Origin of the sequence: Xanthomonas sp. NCPPB 3582 (assembly GCF_041475735.2) — a bacterium.
GTDB lineage: Bacteria > Pseudomonadota > Gammaproteobacteria > Xanthomonadales > Xanthomonadaceae > Xanthomonas > Xanthomonas codiaei.
In genome coordinates this window covers 4,647,265-4,668,468 of record NZ_CM192968.1, presented here as the reverse complement: position 1 = coordinate 4,668,468, position 21,204 = coordinate 4,647,265, and the positions used below count along the sequence as shown (strand labels likewise).

The following is a 21,204-nucleotide window of genomic DNA, read 5'->3' as shown; positions in this document are numbered from 1 at the left end:
TACCGACACTGCGAGCCTGGTTCTTGGCAGGAGCGCTTCATGCGAACCCAGGTTGCGATCATCGGTGCCGGCCCTTCCGGCCTGCTGCTGGGCCAGCTGCTGCAGCGCGTCGGCATCGATACGCTGGTGATCGAGCGGCAGACACCGGAGCATGTGATGGCGCGCATCCGCGCCGGTGTCCTGGAACAGGGCAGCGTGGACTTGCTGCAGCGCGCCGGGGTCGGAGCGCGCGTGCAGCGCGAAGGCCTGATACACCACGGCTTCGACCTGCTGTACGACGGGCAGCGCGAGCGGATCGACCTGTTGCGCGGCTGCGGGCGCGGGGTCACCGTGTATGGCCAGACCGAGCTCACGGCCGATCTGATGCAGGCGCGTCGGGACAGTGGCGCGCCCAGCTACTACAGCGCGCACGATGTCAGATTGCAGGCAGTCGACAGCACCGCGCCCAGCGTGGAATTCAGCCACGACGGCGCACGGCTGCGGGTCGATTGCGATTACGTGGTCGGCTGCGACGGCTTCCATGGCGTCAGCCGCGCGAGCATCCCTGCCGACCGTCTGCGCCTGTACGAGCGGGTGTACCCGTTCGGTTGGCTTGGCGTGCTTGCCGACACCCCGCCGGTGCACGACGAGCTGATCTACGCACGCCATCGCCTGGGATTTGCGCTGTGTTCGATGCGCTCGCCTACGCGCACGCGCTACTACGTCCAAGTGCCGGCCGACGCACGCGTGGAGGCATGGAGCGACCAGGCCTTCTGGGATGCATTGCGGGCACGGCTGCCGGCTGCGCTGGCGCACTCCCTGGTCACCGGTCCCTCGATCAAGAAGAGCATTGCGCCGTTGCGCAGCTTCGTGGTCGAGCCGATGCAGTACGGGCGCCTGTTCCTGGCCGGTGATGCCGCGCATATCGTGCCGCCCACCGGTGCCAAGGGACTGAATCTGGCGCTGGCCGATGTGGGCCTGCTCGCGCAACTGTTCGCGCGCTGGAAGGTCTCTGGTAATGCCGACGTCTTGCAGCAATATTCGGCGCTGGCGCTGCAGCGGGTGTGGAAGGCCGAGCGTTTTTCGTGGTGGATGACCACGCTGCTGCACACCTTCGATGACGAAGATCCCTTTACGGCGCGCCTCCGCCAGGCCGAGCTTGCGTACCTGCTGGGCAGCGAGGCCGGGCGCGCGACCATTGCCGAGAACTATGCGGGCCTGCCGATGGTCGGCCTTCCCGACCCCTGAGGGTGCGCCGCACAGGGTAATCATTTGATCACCTGGAATTTTCGAGGTGCCCAGGTGCACTTTCGGGTGGCTAGCGTACGCGCGGACGTGCTGGGTAGGGTTGTCCCGACGCGTAGCAGTATGCGTAAGCAAGGACGCGTCATTCCCCCAACTGCGGTGCCGTACGCCGACACCCCTGCAAGCGCACGGACCGCTTCATCCCTGGAGTGACCCATGAAGAAATTCGTCTCTCGCGCCCTGGTATTGATCATGCTGCTCGCACCCGTGGCTGCGTTTGCGCAGACTGCGGTGACCGCCAACCCCAACCACGAAAAGTTGCTGATCGGCTCCAACTGGTACGAAACCGCCAACAAGCGTCTGGTCTACGACTTCTGGCGCATCGTGTTCGAGGCAGGCCAGGTGCAGTACGCGCCGATGTACATGGACAAGAACTACATCCAGCACAATCCGAATGTGGCCAATGGGCGCGATGCATTCATCGCCTTCCTGACAGCCTTTGTGCCGCCGACCAAGGTACAGCCGCGGGTGCAACTGCCGTTGGTGGCGATCACCGCCGACCATGACCTGGTCACGCTGGTGTCGGTGCGCACGCTGCCGGACCCGCGTAATCCCGGCAAGACCTACACCACTACGTGGTTCGACATGTTCCGCATCGAGAAGGGCCTGATCAAGGAACACTGGGATCCGGACACCATCGCCGGCCGGGCAAGCACGGGCGGCCAGTAAGCGCTTGAAACGGCGCTGGCCTGCGTCACCGCAGGCCAGCGTCATGCGCGTGATGGCGGCATAGCTGCCGTGCCAGATCGCGCAAGATGAGACGTTCACTGCAAGCCTTGCGGCCAGAGCGGGTCAGCTGATCTTGAAGCCCATCGTCGCTTCCACCGCCTGCTGCCAACCGGCATACAGCTGCTCGCGCTTGTCCTCGGCCATGGCCGGTTCGAAACGACGATCCACCGCCCATTGCTTGGCGATTTCCTCGCGGCTGCTCCAGAACCCGGTTGCAAGACCCGCCAGATAGGCCGCACCCAGTGCGGTGGTTTCGGCCACTTCCGGGCGCAGCACCGGCACATTGAGGATGTCGCTCTGGAACTGCGCCATGAAGTCGTTGGCAATGGCGCCACCGTCGGCGCGCAGTTCCTTCAATTCGATGCCCGAATCGCTCTGCATCGCGGTGAGCACGTCGCGGGTCTGGTAGGCCATCGACTCCACCGCCGCGCGCACGAAGTGTTCCTTGCTGGTGCCGCGGGTCAGGCCGAACACCGCGCCGCGGATATCGCTGCGCCAGTAGGGCGCGCCCAGGCCGACGAAGGCCGGCACCAGATACACGCCATCGTTGTCGCCGGCGCGCTCGGCATAGGCCTGCGAGTCGCTGGCCTTACCGAGCATGCGCAGGCCATCGCGCAACCACTGCACTACCGAACCGGCGACGAAGATCGCCCCTTCCAGCGCATATTCCACCTTGCCGTCGATGCCCCAGGCAATGGTGGTGAGCAAGCCGGCCTTGGAGGCCACCGCCTTGTCGCCGGTGTTCATCAGCATGAAACACCCGGTGCCATAGGTGTTCTTGGCCATGCCCGGCTCGAAACAGGCCTGGCCGAACAACGCTGCCTGCTGGTCGCCGGCAATGCCGGCGATCGGCACCTGTTCGCCATAGAAGTACTGGGTCTGGGTCGTGCCATAGACCTCGCTGGAGGAGCGCACCTCCGGCAGCATCTGCGCCGGCACATCCAGCATCTTAAGCAGCTCAGCATCCCACTCCAGGGTATGGATGTTGAACATCATGGTGCGCGAGGCATTGGTGTAATCGGTCACATGTACCTTGCCGCCGGTGAGGTTCCAGATCAGCCAGCTGTCGATGGTGCCGAAGGCCAGCTCACCGTTGCGCGCGCGCTCACGGGCGCCTTCCACATGGTCGAGGATCCATTTGACCTTGGTGCCGGAAAAATACGCATCGATCAGCAGCCCGGTCTTGTCGCGCACCATCTGCTCGTGCCCGGCTTCTTTGAGCTGGGTGCAGATGTCCTTGGTCTGACGCGATTGCCAGACGATGGCGTTGTAGATCGGTTGGCCGGTGGCCTTGTCCCACACCACCGCGGTTTCGCGCTGGTTGGTGATGCCGATACCGGAGATCGCGCGCGCATCGATCTGCGCGTTGTTGAGCAGCTCGGTGATGGTGGTGTAGACGCTGGTCATGATCTCGCGCGGGTTGTGTTCCACCCAGCCCGGCTGCGGAAAGATCTGTCCGAATTCGCGCTGCGCCACGCCGGCCACCTTGCCCTGGCGATCGAACAACATCGCGCGCGAGCTGGTGGTGCCTTGATCGATCGCCAGGACGTATTGCTTTTCCATCGAAGATTCCTCAAACAATGCCGGCGTTGGCGCACGGCGAGAGTGGTCGGTGCAACTGGGTGACGCTGCACGAATGGCGCGCCGGCGGCGGCGATCCGTGCATGCGGTCGGGCGTGCGGCAAGGCGCGGCGGTCAGCGCGGATCCAGCGGCGGCGTGTCGCCCTGCAGGTGCCGCACACGTGCGGGGAGGAACGGCAGAATCAGCCACTGGTACGCCAATGCGCCGATCGGCCCGCCGATCAACGGCCCGACGATTGGCACCCACCAGTAGTTATCCTTGGCCGGCAGGGCGGCTTCGCCCCAGCCTGCGAAGTAGGCGAACAGACGCGGCCCGAAATCGCGTGCCGGATTCATCGCCCAGGCTTCCAGATATCCCATCGAGGCACCCAGCGTGGCGACCAGCAGGCCGATCATCAACGCGCCCGAGTTGGCGCCGGGTGCGGCTTCGTTGAAGCGCTCGGTGATGGCGAAGATGCCGAAGATCAGGAACGCGGTCATGATGATCTGGTCGACCAGGGCATGCATCGGCGTGACCGCCAGACCCGGCGCGGTGAAGAACACGCCGGCGGCACCGCCGGCTTCGCGGGTGAGCTGCTGCACCTGGTTGTAGTGATCGATCACCGGCCCGTAGAGCTGGTAGACGATGGCCGCGCCCAGGAATGCACCGATCACCTGCGCGATCCAGTACGGCAGCACCTTCTTCCAGGAAAAATCGCGGAACAGCGCCAGCGCCAGGGTCACGGCCGGATTGGCATGCGTACCGGAGACCGCGCCGGTGACGTAGATCGCCAGCGTGACCGCCAGGCCCCAGGCGATGCACACTCCCCAGTAGGCGTTCTGATAAGGGCTTGGGTCGTACAGCACATACATCGCCGCGACCGAATCGCCCAGCGCGATGATGATGAACATCGCCACCGCTTCGGAAATCAACTCACCCACGAGCTGACGGTTCATGCGGGCAGTCCCGCGTCGCAGTCACGGTTGTGCGCAAGCGGGCGCGATGCACGCCTTGGCGCGCAGGGAAATTGCTTGGTGCTCATCGGGTGTGCCCTCCACATGGATCGTCATGATGCCGGCAGTGCGCCAGGATACGTTGCCGGACGACCCGTCCTCGCCGGCAACGCGGTGTGTTTTCAAGCGGCGGCGGTGTCGATGGCCGGCACCGGCTGCATCTGCAGATACGCCTCCAGGCGCTGGCGGCCGTCTGCATCGATGCGCAGGCCAAGTTTGCTGCGACGCCACAGGATATCGTCTGCGCTTTGCGCCCATTCGTGCTGCCGCAGGTAGTCCACCTCGGCCTGGTACAGGTCCGCACCGAAGTGGGTGCCCAGGCTGGCGAGGTCCTTGGCATCGCCCAGCAGCTGCTCGGCGCAGGTGCCGTAGTTGCGCACCAGGCGCTGCGCGGTAGCGGCAGGCAACCAGGGACGCGCAGTGCGCACCCGCTCGAGCAGACTGGCGATGTCGCGCTGCTCGCCGCCGGGCAGCGCATCGCCGCGCGCGGTCCACGCCGGCTTGCGGGTCCCCAGGGCCTGCGTGATCCGGTCGACCGCTTCTTCGGCCAGCTTGCGATAGGTGGTCAGCTTGCCGCCGAACACGTTGAGCAACGGCGCGCCGTCGTTGACCACTTCCAGTTGATAGTCGCGCGTGACCTCGGCGGCATTGTCCTGCGCATCGTCCAACAGCGGACGCACGCCGCTGTAGTTCCAGACCACGTCCTGTGGACCGATCTGCTGCTGGAAATACAGGTTTGCCGCATCGCACAGGTACTGCACTTCGGCCGCATCGATCCTGGGCGCGGCAGGGTCGGCTTCATAGTCGACATCGGTGGTGCCGATCAGGGTGAAGTCGTGCTCGTAGGGAATGGCAAACACGATGCGGCGGTCCGGTTGCTGGAAGATGTAGGCGTGGTCGTGATCGAACAGCTTGGGCACCACGATGTGACTACCCTTGACCAGGCGCAATGCGTGCTGGTGCGGTACCGCGGCCACCTTGTCCAGGAACGCTACCGCCCATGGGCCGGCCGCATTGGCCAGGGCGCGCGCCTGCACGGTGCGGCGGCGGCCCTGGCGGTCTTCGAGTTCGGCGTACCAGAATCCGGCATCGCGCCAGGCGCCGACGCAGCGGGTGCGGGTGTGGATCTGCGCGCCCCGCCTGGCGGCATCCATCGCATTGAGCACCACCAGGCGGGCGTCCTGCACCCAGGCATCGGAATACACGAAGCCGGTGCGCAACGATTCCTGCAATGGCGCGCCGACCGGATGCGTGCGTAGCGACAGCCGGCGCGAGCGCGGCAGGCTTCGCTTGCTGCCGCCCAGGTGGTCGTACAGGAACAGACCGGCGCGGATCATCCAGGCCGGGCGCAGATGCGGCTGGTGCGGCAACAGGAAGCGCAGCGGCCAGATGATGTGCGGTGCCAGCCGCAGCAGCACTTCGCGCTCGGCCAGCGCCTTGCCGACCAGGGCGAATTCGTACTGTTCCAGATACCGCAGGCCGCCGTGGATGAGCTTGGTGCTGGCGCTGCTGGTGTGCGCGGCCAGGTCGTCCTGCTCGCACAGGCACACCGACAAACCGCGCCCGGCCGCATCGCGGGCGATGCCAACCCCGTTGATGCCGCCGCCTACCACCAGAAGATCGTACGTCTCGCTCATCGGGGTCTCCGTCCAGATTCGCGATAGCGAACCCAAGTTGTCATGTTCGAACATATTCGAACATAGCACCTTGCGGGCGCGTGAAGAACTGAATCGCCTGTCGATAGCGAGATATGGGAATTTCAAGGCTATCAAAAATCTAGATAAGATTTTCCAGGCCTATTGATATACTCAAGGTAGCGCCGTCCCCATGCCAAAACGCACAAAAACGAACATGGCATTGGGCTTCAGCCGCTAGGCGGCCCGCGCGCATCGACAGCGCCACGCCGGGGCGATGCCGGTCTCTCTAGGTAGCGCCGTTCTTACCCGCCACATGCACCCGCGTGCCGGCCTCTTCCAGCACCCCGGCCAGCTCCTGTGGCGGGTCGCGGTCGGTGAACCAGTCGTGCACCTGGGCGAGCGCGCCCAGCCGCACCATGGCATTGCGCCCGAACTTGCTGTGGTCGGCGGCCAGCAGTACCTGGCGCGAGTGCTCGATGATGGCCTGGGCCACGCGCACTTCCTGGTAGTCGAAGTCCAGCAAGGTGCCGTCCAGATCGATGCCGGAAATGCCGATCACCCCGAAGTCCACCTTGAACTGGCGGATCAGTTCCACCGTGGCCTCGCCGGTCACGCCCTGGTCGCGTCCGCGCACCACGCCGCCGGCCACGATCACCTCGCAGCTGGGGTTGGCGCTGAGCATCACCGCCACGTTGAGGTTGTTGGTGATCACGCGCAGGCCGCGATGCTGCAGCAGTGCGCGCGCCACTTCCTCGTTGGTGGTGCCGAGGTTGATGAACAGCGAGGCATCGTCGGGAATGAAACGCGCCACCTGCGCGGCGATGTGCTGCTTCTCGCTGGCCTGCAGCGCCTTGCGCGCGGTATAGGCCAGGTTCTCCACGCTCGAGGGCATGCTGACGCCGCCGTGATAGCGGCGCAGCACGCCGGCGTCGCAGAGTAGGGTCAGGTCGCGGCGGATGGTTTGCGGGGTGACCTCGAAGCGCGTTGCCAGCCCTTCGACCTCGGCAAAGCCCTGCTGCCGCACCAGCGCCACCAATTGCTCCTGGCGCGGGTTCAAGGCCGGCGCCGGGACAGTCCTGTAGTGAGTCGACTCCATGCACAGATGATCGCGCATGCGCGTGAGGATGCAAACACGGCGATCGGCCGAGCGCCGATCGAGCGGGCTGATCGGTGCGATGGTGCGCTGTCGGCGCCTGCGGCCCCGACCAGCGCGTGCGCCAGTCCACTGCCGGCGCACGCGCTGGCCACGGCTGTCAGCCCAGCTCGCCGCGATAGCCGGTATCGATGCTGATGCTGCCGCCCACCGCACGCGACACGCAGGCGCACAGCTTGCGGTTCTCGCGGCGTTGTTCGTCGCTGAAGAAGACGTCGCGGTGATCGATGTCGGCTGCGGTATCCAGCACCTCCACCGCACACAGGCCGCATTCGCCCCGCCGACATTCGGCGATCAGCTCGACGCCGGCATCGGCCAGCGCATCGAGCATGGATTCGTTTTCCGCCACCGGCACCTCCAGGCCGAGCCCGGGCAGCTTGACCACGAACGCCTGCGCCGGCACTCGGCCGCTGTTGCCGAAGGTTTCGAAATGCAGCCGCGCGCGCGGCCGCCCGGCCGCATGCCAGCATTGGCGGACCGCCTCCAGCATGCCCAGCGGCCCACAGACATACACCTCGGCGTTGGGCGAGAGCGGCTCCAGGGCGGCGGCCAGGTCGACCGGGCCGGCGCTGTCGTCGCAATGCAGGTGCAGGCGCTCGCCGAGCAGTTCTTCCAGTTCATCCACGTAGGCCATCGCACTGCGCGTGCGGCCGACGTAGAGCAGGCGGAAGGCGGGGTGACGCTGCGCCAACCGCTGCGCCATGCCCAGGATGGGCGTGATGCCGATACCGCCGGCGATCAGCAGGATCTCCTCGCCGCTTTCATCCAGCGCGAAGTTGTTGCTGGGCGGCGACATCTCCACCACGTCGCCGGGCTGCAGCGACCACATGTGCAGCGAGCCGCCGCGGCTGTCGGGCATCTGCCGCACGGCGATGCGGTAATGCCCGTCCTTGCGTGGCTCGCCGACCAGCGAGTACGAGCGCACATCGTCGCGGCCATGCAGCCGCACGCGGAAATCCAGATGGCTGCCCACCTCGAAGCTGCGTGCGGCCGGGCCCGGATCGAGCACGATTTCGCGCACGCCCTGGCAGGCGTCGGCAACGCTGACGACATGGGCGCGATGCCACTGGGTGTCTTTACGCATGAGGGGCTCCAGGCAGAAGGGCAGGCCGGTCGGTGCCGGCGGTGGATGCATGGGCGCGGCCGATCAGGGCGCCGCCGCGCACCTGGCTGACCGCCGCAGGGGTTTGCAACAGGTGGCGGAGATTGCGATGGGCCAGACGCGCGTGTTCGCGCATCAGCGCTTCGGCGCGGCTGCCCTGGCGCTGTTCGATGGCGGCGATCGCTTCGCGATGCTGCTCCTGCGCCAGGGTCAGGATGACCCGCGCATCGGCATCGCTGGTCTGCGCCATGACCAGGCCATTGGGAGAGGCGAACGGCAGCTGCACCACGCGCGTCAGCGTACGTTCGAGCACATCGCTGCCGGCCATCGCCATCAGCAGGGCATGGAAGCGCGCGTTGGCCTGCACGTAGGCCGAGAAGTCGACGCCCTGGCGTGGCGCACCGATGATGGTGTCGATCTCGCTCAGCAACGCGCGTGCCTGGGCCAGCTGCGCGGCCGACACACCGCGCTCGGCGGCGATGCGTGCGGCCAAGCCTTCGAGCGTGCCGCGCAGTTCGATCGCATCGTGCACATCGCGTTCGCTGAAGGCCTGCACCGCATAACCGCCACCCGGCAAGGCGCTGGCCAGGCCTTCTTCGCACAGCCGCTGCAGTGCCGCGCGCACCGGCGTGCGCGACATGCCCAGGCGTTGCACCACGGCCAGTTCGGACAGCCGCGTTCCGGCGGGCAGGGTGCCATCCAGGATCAGTTCGCGCAGCGTGAGCAGCGCGCGGGTGGTCTGCCCGGCGCTGCTGTGGAACGGAGTGGTCGGGGGCATGCTGATCTCCTGCGCAATGCGCTCAGCCCACCATGCGCAGCGACAGGTCCTGTGCGCGCAGTTCGTGCGCGATCATGCGGTCGATCACCCGCCGCGCCCACATGCCGCCGGCATCGACGTTGAGGTTGTAGAAGGTATGGTCCGGGTGCGCATCGATGGCGCGTTGCTGCGCCTCCAGCACCGCCTCGTCCTCGCCGAACACGCCGGTGACGCCGGCGCGCGTGAGCGTGGTCAACGACTGGTCATGCAGCGCGTAGTTGCGCATGAACGCCCAGAAGTAATGGCAGGTGGTATCGGTCTCCGGGGTGATGGTGTTGAGCACGTAGCCGTTGACGCCCTGGCTGCGGTCGCCCTCCGGCGCGCCGGTGCCGGCGATGGCCACGCCGACATCGATGGCGATGGTGCCGGGCGCTTCGAAGCGGATGATCTGCCAGCGATCCACCTTGCCGCGGTAATCGAGATGGCGTGCGATCTGGCTGGCCCAGAACGGCGGCGCGTCGATGTTGCGCATCCAGCGCGACACCACCACCGAGCGATCGCCATGCACCACGTCGAACGGCGCTTCGGCAATTTCGTCCTGACCGATGCTCGAGCCGTGCACGAAGGTCTCGTGGGTCAGGTCCATCAGGTTGTCCAGCACCAGCCGGTAGTCGCACTTGGCGTAGATGGTGCGGCCATCGCCGGCCCAGGCCGGGTCGTGCGCCCAGTGCAGATCCGGGATCAGTGCGGTGTCGGCCTTGGCCGGGTCGCCCGGCCAGATCCATACGTAGCGGTGCTTCTCGGCCACCGGAAAACTGCGCACGCAGGCAGAGGGATTGATGGTTTCCTGCGACGGCATGTGCACGCAGCGGCCCTGGGTGTTGTAGACCAGCCCGTGGTACCCGCAGACCACGTCATCGCCGCGCAGCTTGCCCATCGACAGCGGCACCAGGCGGTGCCAGCAGGCGTCTTCCAGCGCCACCACCGCCCCGGCTGTGCTGCGGTAGAGCACCACGTCCAGCTTGCAGACCTTGCGCGGGGTGAGTGCATGCTTGATCTCGTGGTCCCAGGCGACGGCGTACCACGCATTGAGGGGGAACAGCGGCTTGGACTGGGACATGACCGTGACTCCTGGGGTTTTTTGTATACAACCTGGGGTACGAAGCGGTGCCGACGTGGCGGCTGGCCGTCAGTTGACGCGCATGCCAGCGCTGGCGTCTGCTTGCAGGCGAAGTTATGTATACACCGGAGACAATGTCGAGGCATCACCCTATTCGCGAAGTTGTGCGTTTATCGAATGCAAAAGCCGATAATCGGATTGACCGCGTCGTCTGGCCGGCTCTACCGTGATGGCTCGTTCGCAATTCAGGCGTGCTGCCATGGCTGAAGTGGTTTCCCTGAGAGAGGCGGTATCCCATCTGATCGTCGATGGCGACTGCGTGGCGATGGAGGGCTTCACCCATCTGATTCCGCATGCGGCCGGGCACGAGGTGATCCGCCAGCACAAGCGCAACCTGCGCCTGGTGCGCATGACCCCGGACCTGATCTACGACCAGCTGATCGGCGCCGGCTGCGCGGCGGCGCTGCGGTTTTCGTGGGGCGGCAACCCCGGCGTCGGGTCGCTGCACCGTCTGCGCGATGCGGTCGAACATGCCTGGCCGCAGCCGTTGCAGTTGCGCGAGCACAGCCACGCGGACATGGCCAATGCCTACGTCGCCGGCGCCTCCGGGCTGCCGTTTGCGGTATTGCGCGGCTACGTGGGCTCGGATCTGCCGCGCGTCAACGACAGCATCAAGTTCCTGCAGTGCCCGTTCACCGGCGAAACGCTGGCCGCCACGCCGGCCGTCAACCCCGATGTCACCGTGATCCACGCCCAGCAGGCCGACCGACGCGGCAATGTGTTGCTGTGGGGCATCCTGGGCGTGCAGAAGGAAGCCGCGCTGGCCGCGCGCAAGGTGATCGTGACCGTGGAGCAGATCGTGGACACGCTCGACGCACCGCCCAACGCCTGCATCCTGCCGCGCTGGGTGGTCGATGCGGTCTGCCACGTGCCTGGCGGCGCCGCACCGTCGTACGCGCATGGCTACTACGCGCGCGACAACCGTTTCTATCTGGGCTGGGATGCGATTGCACGCGACCGTGCGCGGTTCCAGCAGTGGATCCAGACGCACGTTCTCGACACGCAGGATTTCGCCGACTTCCAGCGCGTGTACGCGCACTCGCAGCAGCAGGTGGCCGCATGAGCGAGGTCAGCACCAACGAGATGATGACCGTGGCCGCGGCGCGGCGGCTGCCCGACGGCGCGGTGTGCTTCGTCGGTATCGGCCTGCCGTCCACCGCCGCCAACCTGGCCCGGCTGACGCATGCGCCGGATGTCACCCTGATCTACGAATCCGGCCCGATCGGTGCCCGCCCGGACGTGCTGCCGCTGTCGATCGGCGACGGCGAGCTGGCCGAAACCGCCGATACCGTGGTCTCCACGCCGGAAATCTTTCGCTACTGGCTGCAGGGCGGCCGCGTGGACGTGGGGTTCCTGGGCGCGGCGCAGATCGATCGCCATGCCAACCTCAACACCACCGTGATCGGCGATTACGCGGCGCCCAAGACGCGCCTGCCCGGGGCCGGCGGCGCGCCGGAAATCGCCGCCAGCGCCAAGCAGGTCTTCATCATCATGCGCCAGTCCAGACGCAGCTTCGTGCCGGCACTGGATTTCATCACCACCGTCGGGCATCTGGAGGGCGGCGATGCGCGTGCGCGCGCCGGCCTGCCCGGCGCCGGTCCCACGGTGGTGGTCACCGACCTGTGCGTGATGAAGCCCGATCCGGTGACCCGCGAACTCACGGTCACCGCGCTGCATCCGGGCATCACCTGCGAGCAGGTGACTGCGGCCACCGGCTGGCCGATCCGCTTTGCCGACGTGCTTGCCCAGACCCCGCCGCCCACCGCGACTGAGTTGCAGGCATTGCGCGCGCTGCAGGCACGTACCGATGCCGCGCACGGCACCCAGTCCGCCGGGGCCGAGGCATGAACGAGGTCTATCTGATCGATGGCATCCGCACGCCGATCGGCCGTTACGGTGGCGCGCTGTCCAGCGTGCGCGCCGACGACCTGGGCGCGCTGCCGCTGGCGGCATTGCTGGCGCGGCACCCCTCGCTGGACCCGGGCGCCATCGACGATGTCTATCTGGGTTGCGCCAACCAGGCCGGCGAAGACAATCGCAATGTCGCGCGGATGAGCCTGTTGCTGGCCGGTCTGCCCAGTTCGGTGCCGGGCAGCACGCTCAATCGGCTGTGCGGCTCCGGGCTGGATGCGGTGGGCACCGTGGCACGCGGCATCCGCGCCGGAGAACTGGGGCTGGCGATCGCCGGCGGCGTGGAATCGATGTCGCGCGCGCCGTGGGTCATGGGCAAGGCCGAGAGTGCCTTCGCCCGCAGCCAGCAACTGGAAGACACCACCATGGGCTGGCGCTTCATCAATCCGCGCCTGCAGGCCGCCTACGGCACCGAATTGATGGGCGAAACCGCCGAAAACCTCGCGCAGCGCCACGCCATCTCGCGCGAGGACCAGGACGCGTTCGCCCTGCGCAGCCAGCAACGCGTGGCAGCGGCGCAGGCGGCCGGTTTCTTCGATGGCGAACTCATCCCGGTGCCGGTGGCCGCGCGCAAGGGTGGCGAAGCCGTCACGGTCGAACACGACGAGGCGCCACGGCCGAACACCACCGCCGAGATGCTGGCCAAGCTCAAGCCGGTCTTCCGCCAGCCCGGCACCGTCACCGCCGGCAATGCGTCCGGCATCAACGACGGCGCTGCCGCCTTGCTTCTGGCCTCGGCGCAGGCGGTACAGGCGCATGGCCTGACCCCGCGTGCGCGCGTGCTCGGTTTTGCGGCAGCAGGCGTCGAACCGGCCTACATGGGCATCGGCCCGGTACCCGCCACGCAGCGCCTGCTGGCCCGGCTGAACCTGCGCATCGAGCAGTTCGATGCGATCGAACTCAACGAAGCCTTCGCCGCCCAGGCGCTGGCCTGCATGCGCCAGCTCGGGCTGGCCGACGATGCTGCGCACGTCAATGCCAATGGCGGCGCCATCGCGCTGGGTCATCCGCTGGGCATGAGCGGCGCGCGGCTGGCGCTGACCTTGTTGCGCCAGCTCGAAGCCGTCGACGGCCGGTTCGGGTTGGCCAGCATGTGTATTGGCGTTGGGCAGGGCGTGGCCCTGGCGATCGAACGCCTGTGAGCCTGGCCGTGGCAACCGATCACGCAGCACCTGCACACTCATTGGCCTGAACAGGCCGCAATGCGGCCAGGGAGACCTCACGATGCGCGATACCCCCGTCGATGCGCCAGCTGCCGATCCGTTGCTCGGCTACCGCCGCAGCCAACCCGGCACGCAGCCGCCCTATCTGCATCCGCCTTATGCGTCCACGGCGTTGCGCGGACCGCGCCGCGCGCCGATCCAGATCCCGGTGACCCTGTCGGAAGTGACCGGCCCACGCCTGGACCGGCTGACCCTCGGCGCACATGCAGCCGATCTCACCGCAGGCTTCAGCGGCGAGCCGTTGGGCGAGCGCATCATCGTGTCCGGCCGCGTGCTGGACGAAAACGGCAAGCCGGTGCGCAACAGCCTGGTGGAAGTATGGCAATGCAATGCCGCCGGCCGTTACCAGCACGAAGGCGATCGCCACGACGCGCCGCTGGACCCCAATTTCCGCGGCACCGGTCAGGTACTCACCGACGATCACGGGCGCTATGCGTTCAAGACCGTCAAGCCTGGCGCGTACCCGTGGCGCAACCACTACAACGCCTGGCGGCCGGCACACATCCATTTCTCGTTGCATGGCGATGGCATCGGCCAGCGCCTGATCACGCAGATGTATTTCCCCGGCGACCCGCTGCTGGCGCACGACCCCATCTACAACTGCGTCGACGACGTGCTGGCACGCGAGCGCATGGTGTCCAGCCTCGATTGGGAGAACGCGGTCAGCGAATACGCGCTGGCCTACCGCTTCGACATCGTGCTGCGCGGCCGCAAGCAAACGGTCTGGGAGTGAATCGATGAGCCTGAATGCCACCCCGTCGCAAACCGTGGGCCCGTATTACCGGCTCGGCCTGGAACCGCTCTACCGCGATCGCCTGGCGCCGCCGCAGGCGGCCGGCACGCCGGTGCAGATCAGCGGCTGCATCTATGACGGCGCCGGTGCGCCGGTGTCCGACGCCGTGCTGGAACTGTGGCAGGCCGATGCGTCCGGCATCTATGCGCACGCCGCCGACGCGCGCCACCAGGCGCACGATGCCGCCTTCGATGGCTGGGGCCGGGTGCCCACCGATGCGCAGGGGCGGTTCTGCTTCGCCACGGTCAAGCCGGGCACCGTGGCCGGGCCGGATGGCCGGCCCCAGGCCGCACACCTGACCGTGCTGGTGCTGATGCGCGGGCTGCTGCGTGCCGCATCGACACGGCTGTACTTTGCCGACGACCCGCAACTGGACAGCGACCCCGTGCTGGAGTTGGTGCCGGCCGACCGCCGCGGCAGCTTGCTGGCCCAGCCCCGCGGTGGCGGCGCCTATACCTGGGACGTGCACATGCAGGGCGATGCGGAAACGGTGTTCTTCCAGTACTGAGTCACCGACGCCTGCCTGCCTGCACGCGTCGCGCCGATGCGCCGATGTGCAGCCGGTGGCGGCAATACGCTGCGATGCCACGCCGCCGCGCCATGCCGACAGGCTGGAGAGGCACACGCAGGCGCATGGCTGCGTGGTGCCGAGTGCAGGCACGGGAGCCGACCATCGCTACCACCATGCCGGTCAGCTGCCGCCGGCGTATCGCCCGATCGTCTAGTTGGCACCCCCATGCTTCGGTGCCATGCTGCCGGCACGCCAAGAGATGCAATGCATGAGTGCGACGTCCTCGCTGTTGGATTCCTTGTTTGGCGACGCCGCGTGCGACGCACTGTTCGATGATGCGGCGCGCGTGCAGGCCATGCTGCACTTCGAAGCGGCGCTTGCCCGTGCGCAGGCGCAGTGCGGTGTGATTCCCGCCGATGCAGCCCATGCCATCGCCGCGGCCTGCGATGTGCGGCACTACGACCTGGCCGCGTTGGCGCAGGCCACCGCCCTGGCCGGCAACCCCGCCATCCCGCTGGTCAAGGCGCTGACCGCGCGGGTGAGCGCGCACGATGCCGACGCCGCGCGCTGGGTGCATTGGGGCGCCACCAGCCAGGACGTGATCGATACCGGCACGGTGCTGCAGCTGCGCGCGGCGCTGGAGTTGCTGTTGCCGCGCCTGCAACAGCTGTGCGCCGAACTGGCCGAGCTGGCCGCGCGCGAGCGCGATACCGGGCTGCCCGGGCGCACCTTGCTGCAACAGGCTGTGCCGGTGACCTTCGGGCTCAAGGCGGCCGGCTGGCTGGATGCGCTGCAACGCGCCCATCGGCGCCTGCAGGCGCTGCGCGCCGATGCGCTGGTGCTGCAGTTCGGCGGCGCGGCCGGCACGCTGGCCTCGCTGCAGGCACGCGGGCTCGACGTGGCCCAGGCGCTGGCGACCACGCTGGCGCTGCCGTTGCCGGCCGTCCCCTGGCATGCCGCGCGCGACCGCATCGTCGAGGTTGGCTGCGCGTTCGGCCTGCTGGCCGGCACGCTGGGCAAGCTCGGTGGCGACGTGGTGCTGCTGATGCAATCGGAGGTCGGCGAGGCGTTCGAACCCTCGGCGGCCGGCAAGGGCGGCTCGTCGGCGATGCCGCACAAGCGCAACCCGGTCTCCAGCGTGGCGGCGGTCGCGGCGGCCACGCGCGTGCCCGGGCTGGTCGCCACCTTGTTCAGCGCGATGTTGCAGCCGCACGAGCGCGCTGCCGGCCAATGGCATGCCGAATGGGACACGTTGCCGCAGATCGTGCGGCTGACCGCCGGCAGCCTGGCGCAGATGCAGGCCTGCCTGGCCGGGCTGGAACTGGACCGCCCGCGCATGCGCGCGCACCTGGACAGCCACGGCGGCGTGCTCTACGCCGAAGCGGCGGTGTTCGCGCTGGCCACCCGGCTCGGCAAGCCGCAGGCGCACGCGCTGGTCGAACAGGCAGTGGCGCAGGCGCAGGCCCAGCAGCGGCATCTGCGCGAGGTACTGGGCGATGATCCGCAGGTGAGTGCGGTACTCACGCACGCGCAACTGCAGGCGGTGTTCGATAGCGACAGCTGGCGCGGCCTGTCCTCGGCCTGGATCGACCGCGTGCTGGCCGGCTCCCCTTCCCGTTGACGGTGCTCCGATGGCCTATCTCCAACTGCCCACCCATCGCCTGCACTATCGCCTGGACGGCACCGAAGGCCGGCCGTGGCTGACCTTCTGCAATTCGCTGGGCACCGATCTGCACATGTGGGACGTGCAGATCGAGGCCTTCGCTCCGCATTTCCGCATCCTGCGCTACGACCGCCGTGGCCACGGCTATTCGGAAACCCCGCCCGGTCCCTACAGCGTCGCCGACCTGGGCCAGGATGTACTGGCGCTGTGGGATGGCCTGCAGATCGAGCGCAGCGATTTCTGCGGGCTGTCGATCGGCGGACTGACCGGGCAGTGGCTGGGCCTGCACGCACCGCAGCGGCTGCGGCGGCTGGTGGTGTGCGCCACCGCGCAGAAGATCGGCAGCACCGATACCTGGGAAACGCGCATTGAGACGGTGCGCAGCGAAGGCCTGCCGGTGCTGATCGACGCCACCCTGCAGCGCTGGTTCACGCCGGCTTTCGCGATCAGCCACGCGCAGCGGCTGGACATGATCGCCGCCGCGTTCGTCTCCACTTCGCCGGCCGGCTACATCGCCTGTTGTCAGGCGGTGGCCGAGGCGGATTTTCGTGGTGCGCTGGATGGCCTGGCCCTGCCGCTGCTGGCGTTGGCCGGCGACGACGACCCGGTCTGCCCGCCGCCGAATCTGCGCGAGATCGCCTATGCCGCACCCGATGGCCACTACGCGCAGGTGCCCGGCCGGCATCTGTGCAACCTGGAGTCGCCGGCCGCGTTCAATGACGCGGTGCTGGGCTTTCTGCAGGCCAATTGATTCAACCGTACCGAAGGACACCTCATGCACGAAGACGAGCGTTACCAGGCCGGCATGCGCGAACGCCGGCGCGTCCTGGGCGATGCGCATGTCGAGCGCGCGCTGGCCGCACGGACCGAGCTGACTGCCGAATTCCAGGAGCTGATCACGCGCTATGCCTGGGGCACCATCTGGACCCGCGATGGCCTGCCTGCACACACCCGCTCGTTGATCACCTTGTCGATGATGGTCGCGCTCGGCCACGACGAAGAGTTCAAGCTGCACGTGCGTGCGGCGCGCAACAACGGCGTCACTGCCGAGCAGATCAAGGAACTGCTGCTGCAGGCTGCGATCTACTGCGGTGTGCCCGCCGCCAACCATGCCTTTGCGCTGGCCAAGCCGATCCTGGAAGAACAGGCTGCCGAAGCCTGATGCGCGGCCTTCGCTTCGCGCAGGGCCACGCGCCTGCCATGCTGCATTCCATCGCGCCCACCACAAGGCACCGCATGACGCGACGACTTGCCTGTCTGCTCCTGTCGCTGTTGCTCCCACTGGCCGCCGGCGCACAGCCGCAGCCCGGGCCAGGCACTGTGCTGGCGCAGGTGCGCGCCGACGATGGCCAGCGCCTGGCGGTGTGGTCGCGCATCCCGGCGCAGCCGCGCGGGGTGATCGTGCTGGTGCACGGCCGCACCTGGAGTTCCCTGCCCAATTTCGACCTGCAGGTGCCCGCTGAAAGCCCCGATTCCCGCTCGGTGCTGGCGGCATTGGCACAGGCAGGATTCGCCGCCTACGCGGTGGACTTGCGTGGCTATGGTGGCAGTGCGCGCGATGGCAGCGGCTGGAACACCCCGGCGCGCGCGGTCAGCGATGTGGAGCAGGTGCTGGCCTGGGCTGCCCGACAGCATCCAGGACTGCCGGCGCCCGCCTTGATCGGCTACTCCAACGGCGCACGGGTGGCGCTGCTGGTCGGCCAGCAATACCCGCGCTCGGTATCGGCGCTGGTGCTGTATGGCTTCCCGGACGACGTCGATGCCCCGGCCGCCGCAACGCCATCGCCGCCCAAGCCGAAGCGCGAACGCACCACGGCCGCGGCGGCCGGCGAGGATTTCATCACCGCCGATGCGGCGCCGGCCCGTGTGCGCGATTCCTATGTGGCGCAGGCGCTGGCCGCCGACCCGGTACGCACCGATTGGCGCGCGATGGAGCAATTCGCGTTCCGGCCCGAGCAGATCAGTGCGTTGCCGGTGCTGCTGCTGCGCGGGGTCGACGATCCCATCGCCACCCAGGCCGACTACGCGCATCTGTACGTACGCCTGCGCAGCGCAGACCGCAGCTGGGTCACCCTGCCGCAGTCGGATCATGTGGCGCAGGTGGAAGACACCCATGCCGCCTGGGTGGATGCGGTGGTCAGCTTTCTGCGCCGGCCGCGCCAGGCGCCCGGGCGTGACGGAAACGATCGATAGAGGTCCGGGGCCGGCGTTTGCGCTGTTGCGCGCGGTTGCCCGGCAAACGCGTGCGGATCTGCATCCACGGATGGCCCGCTGCGAAGCTACTGACTCAACAAGGCGCCCAGGCGCTGCGCGGCCTGCTTCAGCGGGTCCAGCAGCTGCGTCTGCATGGTCTGCAGGCTCACGCGGCCGGCCTGGGCGCCGATGTTGAGCGCGGCGATGACCTCGCCGCGCAGGTTGCGCACCGGCACCGCGATCGAGCGCAGGCCGATCTCCAGCTCCTGGTCGGTCAGGCACATGCCTTCGCGCCGCGTGCGCGCCAGCACCTCCAGCAGCGCCGATGCCTGGGTCAGCGTGCGGTCGGTGCGCGGGCGCAGCGTGGTGCGCTCCAGGTACGCCTGCAAGGTGTCGCCGGGCAGTGCGGCCAGCAGGACCCTGCCCATCGACGTGCAATAGGCCGGCAGCCGCGTGCCCGGCCGGAGCCCGATCGACATGATCCGTACCGTCTCCGCGCGCGCCACGTACAGCAGATCGTCGCCGTCCAGCACGCCCAGCGAGCAGGATTCGTGCAGCTGGTCGCGCAAGCCGTCCAGCACCGGCTGCGCCGCCGCGGTCATCGACGACGAGGCCGCATAGGCACCGCCAATGCCCAGCACCCGCGGCAACAGCACATAGCCGCGTCCCTGTTCGCCCACATAGCCCAGCTTGGCCAGCGTGTGCAGCACGCGCCGCACCGCCGCGCGCGAAATGCCGGTTTCCAGGCTGATCTGCGACATCGTCACCTCGCGGGCGTGCTGGGCGAACACACTCAACACCACCAGCCCGCGCCCCAGCGAGGTCATGAAGTCCGGATCTCCTTGCGCGGCGGCAATCTGCTGCATCAGCTCGCGCGGCAGGCTGCGCTCGCTACCGGCCGCAGCGATGGCGACAGGACGTTTGCGACGGCTGGTGGTGGGCTCGGGCATCGGATTGCGTGCTGGACAGGTCCGGCCATGGTAAGCGCTTGTGCCGGTGCACGCCGCCGGCGCCGTGTATGCGACCGCATGTAAACGCTTCACCATAGGTTGCCGCATAATCGCGGCTGACTTGTTTCGGATCGGTCCCCTTCGTCCATGAAAACCCCCACCGGCCTGCAGCCGCTGATCGACGACGGTGTCATCGACGAAGTGTTGCGGCCACTGAAGAGCGGCAAGGAAGCGTCTGTCTACGTGGTCAGCGCCGGCGAGGACATCCTGTGCGCCAAGGTCTACAAGGACATGGCGCAGCGCAGCTTCCAGGCGCGCGTGCAGTACCAGGAGGGGCGCAAGGTCCGCGGCAGCCGCCAGGCGCGGGCGATGGGCAAGGCCACCAAGTTCGGTCGCCGCGAGGCCGAAACTGCCTGGAAGAACACCGAAGCCGACGCGCTCTACCAGCTGGTGGATGCAGGCGTGCACGTACCCAGGCCGCGCGGTTATTTCCACGGCGTGCTGTTGATGGACCTGGTCACCGACGACGCCGGTCACAGCGCACCGCGCCTGGGCGAGGTGGAGCTGGAACCGGAGCAGGCGCGCGCCTTCCATGCCAGCCTGATCGGCGACGTGGTCAAGATGCTGTCGCTGGGCCTGGTGCACGGCGACCTGTCCGAATACAACGTGCTGGTGTCGCCCGACGGCCCGGTGGTGATCGACTTCCCACAGGTGGTCAGCGCCGCCGGCAACAATGCCGCGCGCGAGATGCTGTTGCGCGACGTGCACAACCTGCGCGACTGCCTGGGCCGTTTCGCTCCCGAGCTGCTGGACACCCACTACGGCGAAGAGATGTGGGCGCTGTTCGAAAAGGGCGAGCTGCGCCCGGACAGCGCGCTCACCGGCCGCTTCAAGTTCGATACCCGGCGCGCGGACGTGCGCGCCGTGCGCGCCTCGATCGAGGACGCGCGACAGGAAAACCTGATCCGCCAGCAGGGCCGCGAAGCCGCTGCCGAAGACGACTGAGCCGGCGGGCTGGCGTCATATCGTCCCAACCGAAAATTTTATGCGCGAATATCAGCTTGTCATCTCGCCACTGAGTCGAGCGGTCACGCACGACGGGCACACCGTTCGCCTGGAGATCTATCGTGGGCCCGATACGGATTGGACGCTGGAGGTTGTCGATGAATTCGACAACTCCACGGTATGGGACGATCTGTTCGCAAGCGATCAAGCCGCCTTCGATGAGGCGCTGCGCACCATCCGGGATGAAGGCATCGCATCGCTTGTCGGTTAGCCTGGTCACGCGCGGTCATGGGGCGCTCGCCCGAGATTCATTCACGTCGGACCGATCAGACGTTGCCTCGCGCAGGGCGTAGGCGTGTCCGCGCGCAGGCTTGCGATGCGATGCAGCAATCCACGTTTATCCGACAGGACAGGTCAGGGGGCGGAGTCGCGCAAACGGAGTGTTGCCAGCTGCTCCTGCGTCCCGCGCAGCTGTTTATTGAAATTAATGGTTATTGTCAATAACAATCTGGCAAGCTCCGCGGATCGTCCTCACGTGA

General features: G+C 67.5%; 21 protein-coding genes. 13 read left to right on the top strand and 8 right to left on the bottom strand.

The window, feature by feature from the left end; all coding sequences use genetic code 11:
* Positions 1–39: 39 nt before the first annotated feature.
* Both pobA and ACCQ05_RS19805 read left to right on the top strand, forming a co-directional pair.
* Positions 40–1,227: a 4-hydroxybenzoate 3-monooxygenase gene (gene pobA / locus ACCQ05_RS19810; RefSeq protein WP_372392205.1), complete on the top strand. Its 1,188-nt coding sequence runs from the start codon at positions 40–42 to the stop codon at positions 1,225–1,227.
* A gap of 213 nt (positions 1,228–1,440) precedes the next feature.
* Positions 1,441–1,953, top strand: a complete 513-nt coding sequence (locus ACCQ05_RS19805) for a nuclear transport factor 2 family protein (RefSeq protein WP_104543199.1) — start codon at positions 1,441–1,443, stop codon at positions 1,951–1,953.
* A gap of 123 nt (positions 1,954–2,076) precedes the next feature.
* Here the strand turns inward: ACCQ05_RS19805 and glpK are convergent, their stop codons facing one another.
* The 7 genes from glpK to ACCQ05_RS19770 form a co-directional block, all read right to left on the bottom strand.
* On the bottom strand, positions 2,077–3,576 hold the full coding sequence (gene glpK, locus ACCQ05_RS19800) for a glycerol kinase GlpK (RefSeq protein ID WP_372392204.1): 1,500 nt from the start codon (positions 3,574–3,576) through the stop codon (positions 2,077–2,079).
* Between the two features lie 132 nt (positions 3,577–3,708).
* Positions 3,709–4,530: an MIP/aquaporin family protein gene (locus ACCQ05_RS19795; RefSeq protein WP_372392203.1), complete on the bottom strand. Its 822-nt coding sequence runs from the start codon at positions 4,528–4,530 to the stop codon at positions 3,709–3,711.
* A gap of 179 nt (positions 4,531–4,709) precedes the next feature.
* Positions 4,710–6,224, bottom strand: a complete 1,515-nt coding sequence (gene glpD, locus ACCQ05_RS19790) for a glycerol-3-phosphate dehydrogenase (protein WP_372392202.1) — start codon at positions 6,222–6,224, stop codon at positions 4,710–4,712.
* 286 nt (positions 6,225–6,510) lie between these two features.
* Entirely contained in the window at positions 6,511–7,338 is an 828-nt protein-coding gene (locus tag ACCQ05_RS19785) for a DeoR/GlpR family DNA-binding transcription regulator (RefSeq protein ID WP_372392201.1), read from the bottom strand.
* 139 nt (positions 7,339–7,477) lie between these two features.
* Positions 7,478–8,461, bottom strand: a complete 984-nt coding sequence (locus ACCQ05_RS19780; RefSeq protein ID WP_104543238.1) for a PDR/VanB family oxidoreductase — start codon at positions 8,459–8,461, stop codon at positions 7,478–7,480.
* Positions 8,454–9,257: a GntR family transcriptional regulator gene (locus ACCQ05_RS19775; RefSeq protein ID WP_372392200.1), complete on the bottom strand. Its 804-nt coding sequence runs from the start codon at positions 9,255–9,257 to the stop codon at positions 8,454–8,456. Before ACCQ05_RS19775 ends, ACCQ05_RS19780 begins: the two co-directional genes overlap by 8 nt.
* 22 nt (positions 9,258–9,279) lie before the next feature.
* A complete protein-coding gene (locus ACCQ05_RS19770) occupies positions 9,280–10,356 on the bottom strand; it encodes an aromatic ring-hydroxylating dioxygenase subunit alpha (protein WP_104543187.1) in 1,077 nt (358 codons plus the stop codon).
* A gap of 259 nt (positions 10,357–10,615) precedes the next feature.
* Here ACCQ05_RS19770 and ACCQ05_RS19765 point away from each other — a divergent pair, with 259 nt between their 5' ends.
* The 9 genes from ACCQ05_RS19765 (at position 10,616) to ACCQ05_RS19725 (ending at position 18,710) form a co-directional block, all read left to right on the top strand.
* The gene (locus tag ACCQ05_RS19765) at positions 10,616–11,479 is read left to right on the top strand and encodes a CoA transferase subunit A (protein ID WP_104543185.1); all 864 of its coding nucleotides are present in this window, start codon (positions 10,616–10,618) and stop codon (positions 11,477–11,479) included.
* Entirely contained in the window at positions 11,476–12,264 is a 789-nt protein-coding gene (locus tag ACCQ05_RS19760) for a CoA-transferase subunit beta (RefSeq protein ID WP_372392198.1), read from the top strand. Before ACCQ05_RS19765 ends, ACCQ05_RS19760 begins: the two co-directional genes overlap by 4 nt.
* Positions 12,261–13,469 (top strand): 3-oxoadipyl-CoA thiolase, encoded by a 1,209-nt coding sequence (gene pcaF / locus ACCQ05_RS19755; protein ID WP_372392197.1) that lies wholly within the window; start codon positions 12,261–12,263, stop codon positions 13,467–13,469. The genes ACCQ05_RS19760 and pcaF overlap by 4 nt, the downstream gene beginning before the upstream one ends.
* An 82-nt stretch (positions 13,470–13,551) precedes the next feature.
* On the top strand, positions 13,552–14,283 hold the full coding sequence (gene pcaH / locus ACCQ05_RS19750) for a protocatechuate 3,4-dioxygenase subunit beta (RefSeq protein WP_372392196.1): 732 nt from the start codon (positions 13,552–13,554) through the stop codon (positions 14,281–14,283).
* A gap of 4 nt (positions 14,284–14,287) precedes the next feature.
* Positions 14,288–14,851, top strand: a complete 564-nt coding sequence (pcaG, locus tag ACCQ05_RS19745; protein WP_372392195.1) for a protocatechuate 3,4-dioxygenase subunit alpha — start codon at positions 14,288–14,290, stop codon at positions 14,849–14,851.
* 271 nt (positions 14,852–15,122) lie between these two features.
* The gene (locus ACCQ05_RS19740; protein WP_372392194.1) at positions 15,123–16,475 is read left to right on the top strand and encodes a 3-carboxy-cis,cis-muconate cycloisomerase; all 1,353 of its coding nucleotides are present in this window, start codon (positions 15,123–15,125) and stop codon (positions 16,473–16,475) included.
* 10 nt (positions 16,476–16,485) lie between these two features.
* Complete coding sequence (pcaD, locus tag ACCQ05_RS19735; RefSeq protein ID WP_104543175.1) at positions 16,486–17,268, top strand: 3-oxoadipate enol-lactonase; 783 nt, start codon at positions 16,486–16,488, stop codon at positions 17,266–17,268.
* Between the two features lie 24 nt (positions 17,269–17,292).
* Complete coding sequence (gene pcaC, locus ACCQ05_RS19730; RefSeq protein ID WP_104543173.1) at positions 17,293–17,679, top strand: 4-carboxymuconolactone decarboxylase; 387 nt, start codon at positions 17,293–17,295, stop codon at positions 17,677–17,679.
* Positions 17,680–17,753: 74 nt separating this feature from the next.
* Positions 17,754–18,710, top strand: coding sequence for an alpha/beta hydrolase (locus tag ACCQ05_RS19725; RefSeq protein ID WP_372392193.1), 957 nt, complete (start codon positions 17,754–17,756; stop codon positions 18,708–18,710).
* 86 nt (positions 18,711–18,796) lie between these two features.
* Here the strand turns inward: ACCQ05_RS19725 and ACCQ05_RS19720 are convergent, their stop codons facing one another.
* The gene (locus ACCQ05_RS19720) at positions 18,797–19,660 is read right to left on the bottom strand and encodes an IclR family transcriptional regulator domain-containing protein (RefSeq protein WP_372392192.1); all 864 of its coding nucleotides are present in this window, start codon (positions 19,658–19,660) and stop codon (positions 18,797–18,799) included.
* Between the two features lie 147 nt (positions 19,661–19,807).
* Here ACCQ05_RS19720 and ACCQ05_RS19715 point away from each other — a divergent pair, with 147 nt between their 5' ends.
* Together ACCQ05_RS19715 and ACCQ05_RS19710 are read left to right on the top strand one after the other, a co-directional pair.
* A complete protein-coding gene (locus ACCQ05_RS19715; protein WP_104543169.1) occupies positions 19,808–20,665 on the top strand; it encodes a PA4780 family RIO1-like protein kinase in 858 nt (285 codons plus the stop codon).
* A 40-nt stretch (positions 20,666–20,705) separates the two neighbouring features.
* Positions 20,706–20,936 (top strand): hypothetical protein, encoded by a 231-nt coding sequence (locus ACCQ05_RS19710; RefSeq protein ID WP_372392191.1) that lies wholly within the window; start codon positions 20,706–20,708, stop codon positions 20,934–20,936.
* The last annotated feature ends 268 nt before the right edge of the window (positions 20,937–21,204 follow it).

What these genes read in the sequence shown, in the direction of transcription:
- pcaC (WP_104543173.1), top strand. Translation starts at nt 17,293, where the DNA reads ATGCACGAAGACGAGCGTTACCAGGCCGGCATGCGCGAACGCCGGCGC.
- ACCQ05_RS19785 (WP_372392201.1), bottom strand. Translation starts at nt 7,338, where the DNA reads ATGCGCGATCATCTGTGCATGGAGTCGACTCACTACAGGACTGTCCCG.
- ACCQ05_RS19740 (WP_372392194.1), top strand. Translation starts at nt 15,123, where the DNA reads ATGAGTGCGACGTCCTCGCTGTTGGATTCCTTGTTTGGCGACGCCGCG.
- pcaD (WP_104543175.1), top strand. Translation starts at nt 16,486, where the DNA reads ATGGCCTATCTCCAACTGCCCACCCATCGCCTGCACTATCGCCTGGAC.
- ACCQ05_RS19775 (WP_372392200.1), bottom strand. Translation starts at nt 9,257, where the DNA reads ATGCCCCCGACCACTCCGTTCCACAGCAGCGCCGGGCAGACCACCCGC.
- ACCQ05_RS19765 (WP_104543185.1), top strand. Translation starts at nt 10,616, where the DNA reads ATGGCTGAAGTGGTTTCCCTGAGAGAGGCGGTATCCCATCTGATCGTC.
- pcaF (WP_372392197.1), top strand. Translation starts at nt 12,261, where the DNA reads ATGAACGAGGTCTATCTGATCGATGGCATCCGCACGCCGATCGGCCGT.
- glpD (WP_372392202.1), bottom strand. Translation starts at nt 6,224, where the DNA reads ATGAGCGAGACGTACGATCTTCTGGTGGTAGGCGGCGGCATCAACGGG.
- pobA (WP_372392205.1), top strand. Translation starts at nt 40, where the DNA reads ATGCGAACCCAGGTTGCGATCATCGGTGCCGGCCCTTCCGGCCTGCTG.
- pcaH (WP_372392196.1), top strand. Translation starts at nt 13,552, where the DNA reads ATGCGCGATACCCCCGTCGATGCGCCAGCTGCCGATCCGTTGCTCGGC.
- ACCQ05_RS19780 (WP_104543238.1), bottom strand. Translation starts at nt 8,461, where the DNA reads ATGCGTAAAGACACCCAGTGGCATCGCGCCCATGTCGTCAGCGTTGCC.
- ACCQ05_RS19795 (WP_372392203.1), bottom strand. Translation starts at nt 4,530, where the DNA reads ATGAACCGTCAGCTCGTGGGTGAGTTGATTTCCGAAGCGGTGGCGATG.
- ACCQ05_RS19715 (WP_104543169.1), top strand. Translation starts at nt 19,808, where the DNA reads ATGAAAACCCCCACCGGCCTGCAGCCGCTGATCGACGACGGTGTCATC.
- ACCQ05_RS19805 (WP_104543199.1), top strand. Translation starts at nt 1,441, where the DNA reads ATGAAGAAATTCGTCTCTCGCGCCCTGGTATTGATCATGCTGCTCGCA.
- ACCQ05_RS19770 (WP_104543187.1), bottom strand. Translation starts at nt 10,356, where the DNA reads ATGTCCCAGTCCAAGCCGCTGTTCCCCCTCAATGCGTGGTACGCCGTC.
- ACCQ05_RS19720 (WP_372392192.1), bottom strand. Translation starts at nt 19,660, where the DNA reads ATGCCCGAGCCCACCACCAGCCGTCGCAAACGTCCTGTCGCCATCGCT.
- pcaG (WP_372392195.1), top strand. Translation starts at nt 14,288, where the DNA reads ATGAGCCTGAATGCCACCCCGTCGCAAACCGTGGGCCCGTATTACCGG.
- glpK (WP_372392204.1), bottom strand. Translation starts at nt 3,576, where the DNA reads ATGGAAAAGCAATACGTCCTGGCGATCGATCAAGGCACCACCAGCTCG.
- ACCQ05_RS19725 (WP_372392193.1), top strand. Translation starts at nt 17,754, where the DNA reads ATGACGCGACGACTTGCCTGTCTGCTCCTGTCGCTGTTGCTCCCACTG.
- ACCQ05_RS19710 (WP_372392191.1), top strand. Translation starts at nt 20,706, where the DNA reads ATGCGCGAATATCAGCTTGTCATCTCGCCACTGAGTCGAGCGGTCACG.
- ACCQ05_RS19760 (WP_372392198.1), top strand. Translation starts at nt 11,476, where the DNA reads ATGAGCGAGGTCAGCACCAACGAGATGATGACCGTGGCCGCGGCGCGG.